The following is a 12,703-nucleotide window of genomic DNA, read 5'->3' as shown; positions in this document are numbered from 1 at the left end:
GTGGACATCGTGTCCGTTTATTGAAGCGGACGCGGTGTCCACTTGTCCAGGGGGTCGGCTAGAGTGCCCGCATGGACGACCCGCTCGCCGCGCGTCCCGCCCGCCCGCGCGAGCGCGCCGACGCCGCCCGCAACCGGGCGCGGGTGCTGGACGCCGCCGCCGCCCTGTTCGCCGCGCGCGACCCGCGCACCGTCACCATGGACGACGTCGCCAAGGCCGCGGGCGTCGGCCGCGGCACCCTCTACCGCCGCTACCCCGACGTCGCCTCGATCGCGCTCGCCCTGCTGGACGAGCACGAGCGGGCCCTCCAGGAGCGGCTGCTCGGCGGGCCGCCGCCGCTCGGGCCGGGCGCCCCGCCGGGGGAGCGGCTGGCCGCCTTCTACGCCGCGATGGTCGAGCTGCTGGAGGCCCACATCGGCCTCGCGCTCGGCGCCGAGGCGGGCGGCGCCCGCTTCGCGGCGGGCGCCTACGGCTTCTGGCGCGCGCACGTCCGGGCCCTGCTCGCCGAGGCGGGCGTCCCGCAGACCGGCGCGCTGCCCGACGCGCTGCTCGCCCCCCTCGCGCCCGAGCTCTACGCCCACCAGCGGGCGCGCGGCGACACGCCCGCCGCCGTCACCGCCGCGCTCGCCGAGCTGGCCCGCCGCGTCACCCGCGGCTGACCGGGAACGCGGCAGGCCCCCGCGTCCGGGACGGGACGCGGGGGCCTGCGCGGGCGCGGCTACTTGCGCAGCAGCTTCGGCTCGCCCAGCGGGGCGACCTTCTTGTAGGTCTTGACCTGCGACTTCAGGGTCGGGAACAGCTCGGTGTAGGACTTGCTCGCCAGGTACAGGCGGAACGTGGCGCTGTTCTTGCCCGACGCCGACGGCAGCCCGGACCGCAGGTCCGCGATCGGGGCGAGCAGGCCGCAGCCGCTCGTCGCCGGGGCGCTGAAGGCGTTGTCGTGGACCGTCACGCCGAGCGCGTCGTCGTACCAGGTGAAGGTGTCCATGTCGGCGTTCAGGTTCAGCTTGACGGGCGCGGCGGCCGTGCCGACGGAGCAGTTCTTGTCCATCAGCGCGTTGATGACCTTGATGCGCAGATCGATGGTGGAATTGATGCCCATGCCGTCCTCGGTGAACCGCATGGTGAAGTTCCCGGCGTAGACCGGCTGCACCTGGAGCTTCAGCAGCGGCAGCAGGTCGTCGCTGCCGGGGATGCCGAGCGCGCCGCCGGCGACCGTCATCGGCGCCGACTTCACCGACTCGACGATGGTGCGGGTGTCGCCGGTGCGCGGATCGGTGCCGGAGATCGCGGTGATCCGCATCGCGGTCGCCGCGGTGAGCGGCTGGTCGATCGAGCCGATCTTCATCGAGCCCTCGGGGATCACGATGTTCTCGCAGATCCACTGGCCGGGGTCCGCGCCGACCGGCAGCATGTCCGGGCAGTCGGCGTAGTCGAAGGCCACGCCGGAGGGGTCGGCGAGCGCCGGGGTCGCCGCGGCGGCGACGGCGGCGGGCGCGAGCGGCGCGACGAGCGCGGCCGCCAGGGCCTTGGAGGTGAGGGAACGCCGCAGCCGGCGGGCCGGGCGTGGGGTGGGGTTCGTCATGACTCAGCGCCTTTCCCGGAGGTCGCCCGGGCGCTCCCCGACCGGGTACGACGGCTCCAGTGACGACTGGGACGGTAGGCCGCCGCGGCGAAGAGGATCAAGGAAATTCGATCACGGAATGATCTCAATGACCGCCCGGTCAGTTGCAGGAGGCCCCTGCCGGTAAGGGTTCTCAGTGCGCGTGGCCGCCGCCGCTGCTGGCCGTGCCGACGATCAGCAGGATGCCGGCGACGCCGAGCCCCGTCATGAGCAGCGTCGCGACGCGCGGATGGTTGGCGTGCGCCTCGGGCAGGATGTCGGCCGCGGCCAGGTACAGCAGCACGCCGGAGATGAACCCGAGGTAGGGGCCGAGCACCGCGTGCGGGATGTCGACGACCTGGGTGAGCGCCGCGCCCGCCACCGGCGCCAGCATCGCGGCGGCCAGGAACGGCCGCGCCGGGCGCTTGTCGCGGTCGCGGAACGCGGCGAAGGTCACGGTGTTGAAGCCGTCGGCGAAGTTGTGCGCGAACACCGCGAGCGCCACCAGCAGCCCGGTCGCGCCGGGCGCCTCCAGCGCGAGGCCGATGCTGAGGCCGTCCAGGAAGGTGTGGGTGATCACCGCGAGGGCGGCGATCCGCCCCGACGCCTCGCCGCCGGGATGGTCGTGCGGCGCGTACTCGTGCTCGTGCGCGGCGTGCATCGCGGTCGCCTGCTCGACGACGTGCAGCAGCGCGAAGCCGATCGCGAACCCGACCATCGGCAGCGGCACGTGCAGCAGCTCGCCGCCCGACTCCGCCAGCGACTCGGGCAGCAGGTCGAACGACACCACGCCGAGCACGATGCCGCCGGCGAGGCCGAGCACCAGGTGGCGATGGTCGTGCGCGCGCGCCGCGACCACGCCCCCGAACAGGATCATCAGGGACGACACGAGCGCCAGCAGCACGGCCATGATCGTGTTCCTACCCGCCCGCCGGTTCTGACGCATACCAGCGGATCGTCATGATCGGCCCTCGCCGGGCGCCGGGCGCGACCGGCGCGCCGGCGCGCGCCGCCGTCCGCCGGAAGGGGCGACATGGCCGCGCGCCGCGGGCCCGCGGCGTAAGCTCTGGTGTCCTGGCCTGGGCGTTCTCCGGGCCGGCGCGCCGCGAGCGACCAAGTGGAAGTGGGACCGTGACCGAATACGTGCTGACGCTCTCCTGCCCGGACCGCCCCGGGATCGTCTCCGCGGTCTCCGGGCTGCTCGCCGCGCGCGGCTGCAACATCCTGGAGAGCCAGCAGTTCGGCGACCGCGACACCGGCACCTTCTTCATGCGCGTCCAGTTCGCGGCCCCCGAGGGCGCCGGCCGCGACGCCCTCGACGGCGCGCTCGCCGCCCTCGGCACCGACCTCGGCCTGGACTGGCGGCTGCACGCCACCGCCGAGCGGCCCCGCGTCCTCATCATGGTCTCCAAGGGCGGCCACTGCCTGAACGACCTGCTCTACCGGCAGCGCTCGGGCCTGCTCGGCATCGACGTCGTCGCCGTCGCCTCCAACCACCCCGACCTGCGGCCGCTCACCCAGTCCTACGGGATCGACTACCACCACCTGCCGGTCGGGCCGGGCGGCAAGGAGGCCCAGGAGGCCGAGATCCTCACCCTGGTCGGGCACTACCGCGCCGACCTGGTGGTGCTGGCCCGCTACATGCAGATCCTGTCCGACGACCTGTGCGCCAAATTGCCCGGCCGGATCATCAACATCCACCACTCGTTCCTGCCGAGCTTCAAGGGCGCCCGCCCCTACCACCAGGCGCACGCGCGCGGCGTCAAGGTGATCGGCGCGACCGCGCACTACGTCACCGCCGACCTGGACGAGGGGCCGATCATCGAGCAGGAGGTCGCCCGCGTCGACCACGCCCACAGCGCCGACGACCTCGTCGCCGTCGGGCGCGACGTCGAGTGCCTCGCGCTGGCCCGCGCCGTCCGCTGGCACACCGAGCACCGGGTGCTGCTGAACGGCGCGCGCACCGTCGTCTTCCGCTAGACCGTCCTCCGCCAGGACGCGGCGGGCCGCGACGGCCCTCCCGTGAACGTCGCGGCCCGCGGGTCCGGGACCCTCCAGCGCCCCAGGGCGTACCTTGCGGGTCTACGTTCTGTTACGCGGCGCCCAGGCGGCCCCCGGCGGCGTTGTCGTCGGTCGACGGCCAACACCGGGCCGCCTCCCTCCTCCGCCTTGCCAGGGACCACCTGGACACCGCTCACGACGAACAAGACCCGCAAGGCACGCCCTAGTCGGCGTTGCGCTGGATGCCCCGCAGCTTGTCGGCGAACGCCGAGTTCTGGAGCTCGGCGAGCTTCTTCTCCAGAGCCTGCCTGAGGCTCTCGACGCCGGTCCGCAGGCGGGTCATGCCGTCCAGCGTCGGCCGCGGCGCCGGCGCGTCCTGCATCCCGGCCGACGGCGACGAGGCGGGCAGCGGTTCGGCGGCCCGCGCGGACGCGGCGGCCGGCGGCACGACCGCCAGCGCCAGGGCGGCGGCCGCGGTGGCCGCGGCCCGGCCGAGTCGATGATGGATCATGATCCCGGCATACCCGGCCGTCCTTCCCCGGATGGGGATGAGCTGGTCAAGACTCCCTAGAGCAGCGGGCGGCGCCACGGGGCGGATGGGCGTGACCTCCGGTGGGCCGTGCACCACCATGGGTGACGGCGCCGGCTGGGGCGTCCGGGCGCGACGGGGATGGTGATGGGCGAGACGCTGGTCACGGAGCTGATCGAGGACGTCGAGGCGCGGCAGCGGGCCGGCCGGCTCGCGCTGGGCGAGTTCCGGGCGCGCCGCACGGCGCTCGGGATCGCGGTCGCGCTGCTGGTCGCGGGCGCGACCGGGACGGCGGCGCTGGAGATCCTGTCGCGGATGGCCGGCTGGCCCGCCGGCCTGCTGCCGGTCCACCGGATCGCCGCGGGCCTCCGCGCCACCGCCTGGCACGACCGGCGGGTCGTCGCGGCCGGCGGGCTGATGCTCGCCGCCGGCGTGGCGCTCGCCGCGGCGGCGCTGCCCGGCCGGCTCCGGATGGTGCCGCTGCGCGGCGGCGACGGCGACCTGGCCGCCGGGCTGAGCCGCGCCGCCGTCGTCCGGGTCCTCGACGAGGCCGTGCGGGCGGTCCCCGGCGTGGAACGCTCCCGGGTGCGGCTGCGGGGCCTGGTGCACCGCCGCGTGGAGGTGCGGGCGCACACCGGGTTCCGCAACGCCGGGAACCTGCCCGAGCTGATCCGCGCCGCCGTCGGCGAGCGGATGGAGCGGCTCGGCCTGCTGCAGAGCCGCACCGTCGAGGTCCAGCTGAGCTGGCGGAGGGACTGAGCGTGCGCACCCTCACCGCCGTGACCGGCGCCGTCCTCGCGGCCGCCGGCGCCGCCGTCCTCGCCGTCGCCGCCGGCCCGCTCGGCGGCGGCCCCGTGCTGTGGCCCGCGCTGGTCCGCTACCCGGCCGGGCACCACGGGTTCTGGCCCGTCGTCGCGGCCCTGCTGGAGCTCGCCGGGCTCGCCGCCACCGCGTCGCTCCTCGCCCAGGTCCGCGACGCCGCGCACCGCCGGCTGCCCGCCGTCGACGGCCCCACCCGGATGCTCACCCGCGCCGCCGGCCGCGACCTGCGGCGGCGCGCGCTGAAGGTGCCGGGCGTGCGGGACGCGCGGCTCCGCTTCACCGGCACCCGCGCGCGGCCCCGCCTCGTCATGACGGTCACCTGCCCGACGGACGCGCCCCTCGCCGAGGTGTGCGCGGCCCTCCGGGAGGGCCCCGTCGCGCGGTACCGGGAGGCCGTCGGCCTGGACGGCCTCGTCGTCGTCCTCCGCTTCACCCTGGAGTACCAGCAGGCGAAGCTCCTCTAGCCGCCGAGCGGAATGCCGTCATGGTGATGGTTTGGTTGCCTCGCGGAAAGGCCGGGTAGTGCACTCTCGGTAGCGATCCGCGACGGACGGCAACGAGGGGGCTGTGATGGGCGACAAGATGAGCGGCAAGATGGACCAGGCCAAGGGCAAGCTCAAGGAGGCCGCCGGCAAGGTGACCGGCGACTCGGAGATGCAGGGCGAGGGCAAGGGCCAGCAGATGAAGGGCCAGGCCACCGAGGCCATGGGCAACGCCCGCGACAAGGCCGGCGACGCGGTGGACAAGGCCAAGGGCATGTTCCGCGGCGGCAAGCACGACGACGGCGGCCGGTAGGCGCGGCGCCGCGCGAGCGGCGCGTGGACGAGCGGAGGGCGGCGCGGCGACACCCGCGCCGCCCTCCGCCGTCTCCCGCCCGCCGCCCCGCCGGAACCCCATTGACCTGCATATTGTCGGCAAACGTGGTTTTGGTGTCGCGCTCCGTGAGCATGATCGCATCATCACGGACTCAGCAGGGGGGAACGACGTGAGCCAGGAGAACGGTCAAGCGACCCGGGAGTCGTCGGTCGGCACGCTGCCGAACCAGGCTCCGCGGCCCGGCGCCGACAAGAGCGCGCGGCCCGGCAACGGCCTGCAGAAGGCCGGCGGCGACCAGAGCAGCGAGCTGGTCACCGAGCAGGGCAAGACCAAGATCGCCGACGGGGTCGTCGCGAAGGTCGCCGGCATGGCGGCCCGCGAGATCGGCGGCGTGCACGCGATGGGCGCGGGCATGGCCCGCACGTTCGGCTCCGTCAAGGAGCGGCTGCCCGGGCAGAAGACCAACGTGACGCAGGGCGTCGCGGTGCAGGTCGGCGAGCGCCAGGCGGCCGTGGACATCGACCTGGTCGTCGAGTACGGGGTGTCCATCCCCGACCTGGCGACCGCGGTCCGCGACAACGTGATCAGCGAGGTCGAGCACATGACCGGGCTGGAGGTCGTCGAGGTGAACATCACCGTGGACGACATCCACCTGCCCGACGAGGACGACGGCGACGACGCCAAGGCCGAGCAGGCCAAGGCCAAGGACGAGGCCGAGCAGGCCAAGCCGCGGGTGCAGTGACGCGATGGCGGCGACCACGGGGACGGCGACCACGGGCACCGGAACGGGGACGGCGGGCGCCGGGGGGCGCACCGCGTCCGCGGACCTCGCCGAGCGGATCGCGGCCGCGGTGGCGGCGCTGCCCGACGTGGCCGGCCTCACCGCCGGCCCGCGCGGCCGCGTGGTCACCTACCGGGTGGGCGCGCCGGTCACCGGCGTCGCGGTCCGGGACGGCCGGGTCGAGGTCGGCGTGGTCGCCCGGTTCGGGCGGCCGCTCGCCGAGATCGGCGACGCCGTGCGCACCGCGGCCGCCCCGCTCGCGGAGGGCCGCGAGGTGGACGTGCTGATCGGCGACATCGCCGGCCCGGCGGACGATGACGGGGCGGATGGCGCGGCGGACGGCTGAGGAGAAGGCGGCGTTCCGCGCCTGGGCGCGCGCCCACCATCCGGACGCCGGCGGCGATCCGGCGGAGTTCGCCGCCGGGATGCGGCGCTGGAACGAGGACGGCGGGCGCGGCGCGCCCGGCGGCGCCCGCCCGGCGGCGGACGTCGTCGGGGTGCGGCGCCACCGCGGTCCGGGGGCGCGGCTGAAGCGGTGGCGGGAGCGGCGCCGGAGGGCGAAGCGCCTGCAGTAGGGCGCCCGCGTCGAGGGCGCCGGTAATGAGAGCGCCCGAAGAGGGGGGACAGAGATGAGCGGAAAGACGTGGTCCCTGGTGGGGCTCGCGTACGGCCTGGCGGTCGGCTTCGCCGGGGCGTTCGGCGGGTTCGGGGCCTTCCTGATCGTGCTGCTGCTCGGCGCGCTCGGCTTCCTGGTCGGCCGGGTCGTCGACGGCGAGCTGGACATGGGCGAGGTGTTCGCGTCCTTCGGCGGGAACAGGAAGTCATGAGCGGGGCGGAGCTGAGCGGTCCGGGCCGCGGCACGACGACGATCGCCGACCGGGTGGTCGCGCGGATCGCCGCGTACGCCGCCGGGACGTGCGAGGAGACCGGGGGCGCGCAGCGCCGCGTGCTCGGCGTCCCGATGGGCGGCTCCGGCACCGCCAACACCGACGTGCACGTGCGCGGCGACATCGTCACCGCGCGCGTCGAGCTGACGGTCGCCTACCCGGCGCCGGTGCGGGCCGTCGCCCGCGAGGTGCGCGAGCGCGTCCGCCGGCAGATCGAGCGGCAGACCGGCCTCACCGTCCGGCAGGTGGACGTCGAGGTCGCCGCGCTGGAGCGCGCCGTCCCGGCGCAGCGCACCGCGCGCGAACCGGCGGGGGTGCGGTGATGGCGACGCAGACCGAGCGGCTCCCGCAGGCGCCCGCCGCGCCGGCGCCCGCGCACGCGGCGCCCAGCGGAGGCGGCGCCGCCGACCGGCGCGCCCGCCGGGTGTTCCGGCCGCGCCGCATCGTGATGTCGCTGATCGGCGCGGTGCTGCTCACCGCCGCCGGGGTGCTCGTCGCGATCGAGGCGATCTCGGCGCTGGCCGGGTCGCCCGCGAAGCTGGTGCCCTACGAGCGGCTGACGAACTGGCTGGCGGGCATCGCCTACAACGACTGGCGGGCGTACACGATGGCCGGCGTGGTCATCGCCGCCGGCCTGCTGTTCCTGCTGGCCGGGCTGCTGCCGGGCCGGCCGCGGCTCGTCCCGCTGCACGGCGACGACCCGAACCTGCTGATCGGCATCACCAAGGGCGGGCTGAAGCACGCCGCGTCCGCAGCCGCCGAGGAGGTGGACGGCGTCACCGGCGTCGCCGGGGTGAAGCTGAAGCGGCGCGCCATGGTCGTCACCGTCCGCACCGCGCTCCGCGAGCCCGGCGACCTCGACCGGCGCGTCGCCGCCGCCGTGCAGCGCCGCGTGGACGAGCTCGGCCCGGTGCCCGCGCGCCGGGTGTCGGCCCGCACCGTCTCCGGGAGGAAATGACCATGGACCGCCGCGCCGCCCGCCTCAACCGGACGCTGCTGACGCTGCTCGGGCTCGCCCTCGTGATCGGCGGCGGCATCGCCCTCGCCCGCGGCCTCGGCGCCTTCGGCCGCCGGTTCCGCGACGACGCGCTCGTCACCGGCCGGATGCGCGCCTACGCCGAGGGCCACGGCTGGTTCTGGTACGCGGTCGCGGCCGGGGCGGTCGTGCTCGCGCTCATCGGGATCGCCTGGCTGCTCGCGCAGTCGCGCTCGGACCGCCTGCCCGGCCTGGCGCTGGAGGACGACGACGCGGCCGGCGCCACGAACGTGTCCGGCAAGGCCGTGACGCAGGCGCTGGAGGACGAGATCGAGGAGTACCCGGGGGTGCACAGCGCCAGCGCGCGCCTCGTCGGCACCGCCGACCGCCCGCGGCTCCGCCTCAACGTCTCCTACGACGACCGCGCCGACCTCCAGGGCCTGCGGCTCGGCATCGCCGACCAGGCGGTCACCCGCCTCTGCGCGGCGCTGGAGCGCCGTTCCCTGCCGACGGTCGTGCGCCTGCGCCTCGTCTCCGGCCCGGATCACTCCAAGCGCACCCTCGCCTGAGCATGACCACCCGCCCACCTCACGTCGAGATGCGGCGTGTTGCGCACTTTCGATCTTCAAAGTGCGCAACACGCCGCATCTCGACCGTCGATGACCGGACGGTCACGGGCGGCCGGGCGGGCGGTTCGGCGGGCGTCTCGCGGACTTTGTCCGATATTGGCGCGAGGTAGGCCCGGAGTCTCCGCAACCGCGTCTAGCGTGATGGGTGTTCGCTCCGAACGTCGAGGGGAGGAGGCCCCGCTTGACCGACGCCGACACGACGGGCGGCTCTCAAGGGAGCCCTTCGACACGCGGGAGGACCGATTGCCGATTCCTATGACGGGTTCCTTCCACTGAGAGACCCGAAAACCCGGGGCCGCGGCGCACACCGCCGCGGCCCCGAGCCGCGTCCACCCCACGACCACCCGGTCATCACCCGTTGACTTGCGGCGTGTTGCCCCATGGGAGCGCTTCCATAGGGCAACACGCCGCAAGTCGACGAAGGGTGACCAGGTGGTCGTGGTGGCGCGGGTGTCTGTGGTGCGGGTCACGCTACCTGTGGGTAGTAAATTCCAACTGACGTGGCATGCTCGGGGGTGCAGTCAGGTGGAAAAACCAACGGAGGTGGGCGCGGTGCGCGAAGCCGTGATCGTCGAGGCCGTCCGGACGCCGGTCGGCAAGGGCAAGCCGGGCGGGGCGCTGCACGAGGAGCATCCCGTGGACCTGCTCGCCCGGACCCTCAAGACCCTCGTGGAGCGGGCCGGGATCGATCCCGCGCTGGTGGACGACGTGATCGGCGGCGTGGTCACCCAGGCGGGCGACCAGGCGCTGAACGCCACCCGCAGCGCGGTGCTCGCCGCCGGGTTCCCCGAGAGCGTGCCCGCCACGACCGTGGACCGCCAGTGCGGCTCGTCCCAGCAGGCCCTGCACTTCGCCGCGCAGGGCGTGATCAGCGGTGCCTACGACGTCGCGATCGCCTGCGGCGTCGAGTCGATGTCGCGCGTGCCGATGGGCGCGGCGGTGCTGCCGGGCAGCGACCCGTTCGGGCCGGGCGTCGCCGCCCGCTACCCCGAGGGCCTGGTCGGGCAGGGCATCAGCGCCGAGCTGATCGCCGCCCGCTGGGACCTGCCGCGCGCCGAGCTCGACGCGTTCGCCGCCGAGTCCCACCAGCGCGCCGCCCGCGCCTGGAAGGACGGCGAGTTCGACCGCGAGGTCGCCTGGACGGGCGTCCCGGACGAGACCGTCCGCCCGTCCACCACCCCGGAGATCCTCGCCGGCCTGAAGCCCGCCTACTACGCCGACCGCTACGCCGAGCGGTTCCCCGAGATCGGCTGGCGGATCACCGCGGGCAACGCCTCCCCGATCAACGACGGCGCGGCGGCCGTCCTGGTGATGGACCGCGACGTCGCCGAGCGGCTCGGGCTGCGCCCGCGCGCCCGGTTCCACTCGTTCGCGGTCGTCGGCGACGACCCGCTGCTGATGCTCACCGCGATCATCCCCGCCACCGCGAAGGTGCTGGACCGCGCCGGCCTCGCCCTGGCCGACATCGACCTGTTCGAGGTCAACGAGGCGTTCGCGCCCGTCGTGCTGGCCTGGGAGCGCGAGACCGGCGCCGACCACGCGCGGGTCAACGTGCGCGGCGGCGCGATCGCGATCGGGCACCCGCTCGGCGCGTCCGGCGCCCGCATCATGACGACCCTGCTGCACAACCTGGAGGACCGCGGCGCCCGCTACGGCCTGCAGACCATGTGCGAGGCGGGCGGCCTCGCCAACGCCACGATCATCGAACGGCTGTAGCGGCGGGCGGGCGGATAGGCTCGGAGCATGCCCAAGGACGCCCACCCGCGGCACTGCTCGATCGCCGGCACGCTCGACCTCGTCGGCGAGCGCTGGAGCCTGCTCGCCCTCCGCGAGATCGCCCGCGGTGTCCGCCGCTTCGACGGCATCGCCTACCACACCGGCGCGTCCCGCGACATCCTCACCGCCCGCCTGCGCAAGCTGGAGGCGGTGGGGATCGTCCGCCGCGAGCGCTACCAGGAGCACCCCGACCGCTACGAGTACCACCTGACGCCCGAGGGCGCCGAGCTGAACGACGTGCTGCTCGTCCTCGGCCGGTGGGGCGACCGGCACCTGAACCCGGGCGCTCCGCCGGTCCGGTTCCGGCACGCGTGCGGCGAGCAGCTGGAGGCCGAGGTGGTCTGCGCGCACTGCGGCCGGCCCGCCCGCGAGGGCCTCACCATCCTGGACGAGCAGCCCGCCGCCACCTGACGCACCCCGCGACGATCACCCACGGTGATCGTCAGGAAACGTTCAGCTCCCCTCCATCGCGCCTTCGGCTTCGCGGCGCATCCTCCCCGTGACAGTCCGATCCCTGGGGAGGATCCGTGGGCAGGCGTCTTCGCGTGACGTTGTGGGCGGCGCTCGTCGCCCTGCTGGCCGTGCCGGCCGGCGTCGCGTTCCACTCGTACGGCAGGCCCGCGGCCCGGGACGCCGCCGCCGGCGCCCCGGACGCGGCCAGGGCGCCGTCCTGGGGCCTCACGCACACCAAGGTCACGCCGGACGGCGCGGGGGCCGCCGCCCGGACGGGCCTCGGCGCCGTCCCGATCGCGCAGAACCAGGCGATCATGGGGTGGGGCGTGGACAGCCCCGAGCCGTCGCCCGGCCGCTACGACTTCGCCGGCCTGGACGCCCGCGTGCGGCTCGTCCGCGACACCGGCGGCATCCCGGTCATCACGCTCTGCTGCTCGCCGGACTGGATGAAGGGCGGCGCCGCCGGGACGACCGACTGGGCGAAGCTGGAGACCGCCCCGACCGCCGCCCGCTACGACGACTTCGCCGCGCTCGCCGCCCAGGTGGCCCGCCGCTACCCGGACGTCCGCCACTACCTGGTGTGGAACGAGTTCAAGGGCTTCTTCGACGAGAAGGCCGGCACCTGGGACTACGCGGGCTACACCGCCCTCTACAACAAGGTCTACGCGGCGCTGAAGCAGGTGAACCCGCGCATCCAGGTCGGCGGCCCCTACCTGCCGATGAACAGCAACGCCCCCGGCAAAGGCCCTGTCACCGCCGTCAGCGGCCCCTGGGGGAGCGTGGACCAGCGGTCCCTGGACGCCGTCGCCTACTGGCTCCAGCACAAGGCCGGCGCCGATTTCCTCGCCGTGGACGGCAGCTCGCTGCCCGAGCAGACCGGCGTCGCGACCGACGAGTTCGCCGCCCTCGCCAAGTTCGCCGCCGTCACCAAGTGGCTGAACGCCCAGAGTCAGGGAAGGCTACCCGTCTGGTGGGCCGAGTGGTACGTCCAGCCCGAGGGGACGAGCTGGACGGACGAGCACCTCGGCGCCGTGCAGGCGGCGGCGATGATGCAGTTCGTCCAGGGCGGCGCGGCGGCGGCGTTCTACTGGAGCCCGCAGACCGGCGCGGCCGAATGCAAGGGATGCCTATGGACGGGACCGGACGCGGGCGGCGCGCCCACGCCGACCCTGACGATGCTCCAGAACTTCGCCCGCTGGTTCCCGCCCGGGACGCCGCTGACTCCCGTCACCTCCTCCAATGCCGCCGTGCGCGTGCTCGGGCAGAAGCGGCAGCTGCTCGCCGTCAACACGAGCGCGAAAGCCGCGTCCTCCGTCGTCGGCGGCGCCAAGATGGACCTCGGCCCCTACGAGGTCCGGTGGGTGAACTGGTGACGAACCACGGAAAAAGCTGTTCAAGGGACGTATCTCCCGTTCGCCGCCGGGCATGAC

The 12,703-nt window shown here is 74.6% G+C and carries 18 protein-coding genes; 15 read left to right on the top strand and 3 right to left on the bottom strand.

The window, feature by feature from the left end:
• Positions 1-71: 71 nt before the first annotated feature.
• The gene (locus K1Y72_RS15610) at positions 72-659 is read left to right on the top strand and encodes a TetR/AcrR family transcriptional regulator (RefSeq protein ID WP_220167052.1); all 588 of its coding nucleotides are present in this window, start codon (positions 72-74) and stop codon (positions 657-659) included.
• A 59-nt stretch (positions 660-718) separates the two neighbouring features.
• Here K1Y72_RS15610 and K1Y72_RS15605 read toward each other — a convergent pair whose 3' ends face one another.
• Both K1Y72_RS15605 and K1Y72_RS15600 read right to left on the bottom strand, forming a co-directional pair.
• Entirely contained in the window at positions 719-1,585 is an 867-nt protein-coding gene (locus K1Y72_RS15605) for a hypothetical protein (RefSeq protein ID WP_220167051.1), read from the bottom strand.
• Between the two features lie 172 nt (positions 1,586-1,757).
• Complete coding sequence (locus K1Y72_RS15600) at positions 1,758-2,513, bottom strand: ZIP family metal transporter (RefSeq protein ID WP_220167050.1); 756 nt, start codon at positions 2,511-2,513, stop codon at positions 1,758-1,760.
• Positions 2,514-2,734: 221 nt separating this feature from the next.
• Between K1Y72_RS15600 and purU the strand changes: the two genes are divergently transcribed.
• Positions 2,735-3,583, top strand: coding sequence for a formyltetrahydrofolate deformylase (purU, locus tag K1Y72_RS15595; protein WP_308287098.1), 849 nt, complete (start codon positions 2,735-2,737; stop codon positions 3,581-3,583).
• A gap of 244 nt (positions 3,584-3,827) precedes the next feature.
• On the opposite strand, the gene K1Y72_RS15590 is transcribed toward purU, so the two are convergent.
• Complete coding sequence (locus K1Y72_RS15590; protein WP_220167048.1) at positions 3,828-4,115, bottom strand: hypothetical protein; 288 nt, start codon at positions 4,113-4,115, stop codon at positions 3,828-3,830.
• 165 nt (positions 4,116-4,280) lie between these two features.
• Here K1Y72_RS15590 and K1Y72_RS15585 point away from each other — a divergent pair, with 165 nt between their 5' ends.
• From K1Y72_RS15585 to K1Y72_RS15525, 13 genes are all read left to right on the top strand, one after another.
• Complete coding sequence (locus tag K1Y72_RS15585) at positions 4,281-4,892, top strand: DUF6286 domain-containing protein (protein ID WP_220167047.1); 612 nt, start codon at positions 4,281-4,283, stop codon at positions 4,890-4,892.
• A gap of 2 nt (positions 4,893-4,894) precedes the next feature.
• Positions 4,895-5,419 carry a hypothetical protein gene (locus K1Y72_RS15580; protein ID WP_220167046.1) on the top strand — a complete coding sequence of 175 codons (525 nt, stop codon included), beginning with the start codon at positions 4,895-4,897 and terminating at the stop codon, positions 5,417-5,419.
• Positions 5,420-5,525: 106 nt separating this feature from the next.
• Positions 5,526-5,750 carry a CsbD family protein gene (locus K1Y72_RS15575; RefSeq protein WP_220167045.1) on the top strand — a complete coding sequence of 75 codons (225 nt, stop codon included), beginning with the start codon at positions 5,526-5,528 and terminating at the stop codon, positions 5,748-5,750.
• Positions 5,751-5,988: 238 nt separating this feature from the next.
• Complete coding sequence (locus K1Y72_RS15570; protein WP_372452905.1) at positions 5,989-6,513, top strand: Asp23/Gls24 family envelope stress response protein; 525 nt, start codon at positions 5,989-5,991, stop codon at positions 6,511-6,513.
• 4 nt (positions 6,514-6,517) lie between these two features.
• The gene (locus K1Y72_RS15565; protein WP_258572500.1) at positions 6,518-6,898 is read left to right on the top strand and encodes a hypothetical protein; all 381 of its coding nucleotides are present in this window, start codon (positions 6,518-6,520) and stop codon (positions 6,896-6,898) included.
• The gene (locus K1Y72_RS15560; RefSeq protein WP_220167043.1) at positions 6,879-7,127 is read left to right on the top strand and encodes a hypothetical protein; all 249 of its coding nucleotides are present in this window, start codon (positions 6,879-6,881) and stop codon (positions 7,125-7,127) included. Before K1Y72_RS15565 ends, K1Y72_RS15560 begins: the two co-directional genes overlap by 20 nt.
• A 54-nt stretch (positions 7,128-7,181) precedes the next feature.
• Positions 7,182-7,379 carry a hypothetical protein gene (locus tag K1Y72_RS15555; protein ID WP_220167042.1) on the top strand — a complete coding sequence of 66 codons (198 nt, stop codon included), beginning with the start codon at positions 7,182-7,184 and terminating at the stop codon, positions 7,377-7,379.
• The gene (locus K1Y72_RS15550; protein ID WP_220167041.1) at positions 7,376-7,762 is read left to right on the top strand and encodes an Asp23/Gls24 family envelope stress response protein; all 387 of its coding nucleotides are present in this window, start codon (positions 7,376-7,378) and stop codon (positions 7,760-7,762) included. Before K1Y72_RS15555 ends, K1Y72_RS15550 begins: the two co-directional genes overlap by 4 nt.
• A complete protein-coding gene (locus tag K1Y72_RS15545; protein WP_220167040.1) occupies positions 7,762-8,397 on the top strand; it encodes a DUF6286 domain-containing protein in 636 nt (211 codons plus the stop codon). The genes K1Y72_RS15550 and K1Y72_RS15545 overlap by 1 nt, the downstream gene beginning before the upstream one ends.
• A gap of 2 nt (positions 8,398-8,399) precedes the next feature.
• Positions 8,400-8,984 (top strand): alkaline shock response membrane anchor protein AmaP, encoded by a 585-nt coding sequence (gene amaP, locus K1Y72_RS15540; RefSeq protein ID WP_220167039.1) that lies wholly within the window; start codon positions 8,400-8,402, stop codon positions 8,982-8,984.
• Between the two features lie 612 nt (positions 8,985-9,596).
• Positions 9,597-10,760: a thiolase family protein gene (locus K1Y72_RS15535; protein ID WP_220167038.1), complete on the top strand. Its 1,164-nt coding sequence runs from the start codon at positions 9,597-9,599 to the stop codon at positions 10,758-10,760.
• A gap of 27 nt (positions 10,761-10,787) precedes the next feature.
• Entirely contained in the window at positions 10,788-11,231 is a 444-nt protein-coding gene (locus K1Y72_RS15530) for a winged helix-turn-helix transcriptional regulator (RefSeq protein ID WP_220167037.1), read from the top strand.
• A gap of 116 nt (positions 11,232-11,347) precedes the next feature.
• Entirely contained in the window at positions 11,348-12,646 is a 1,299-nt protein-coding gene (locus tag K1Y72_RS15525; protein WP_220167036.1) for a glycoside hydrolase family protein, read from the top strand.
• The last annotated feature ends 57 nt before the right edge of the window (positions 12,647-12,703 follow it).

This window comes from Actinomadura parmotrematis (assembly GCF_019458805.1).
In the GTDB taxonomy this organism is placed as follows: domain Bacteria; phylum Actinomycetota; class Actinomycetes; order Streptosporangiales; family Streptosporangiaceae; genus Spirillospora; species Spirillospora parmotrematis.
The sequence above is the reverse complement of the archived record's forward strand: the minus strand, read 5'-3'. Positions and strand labels throughout refer to the sequence as shown.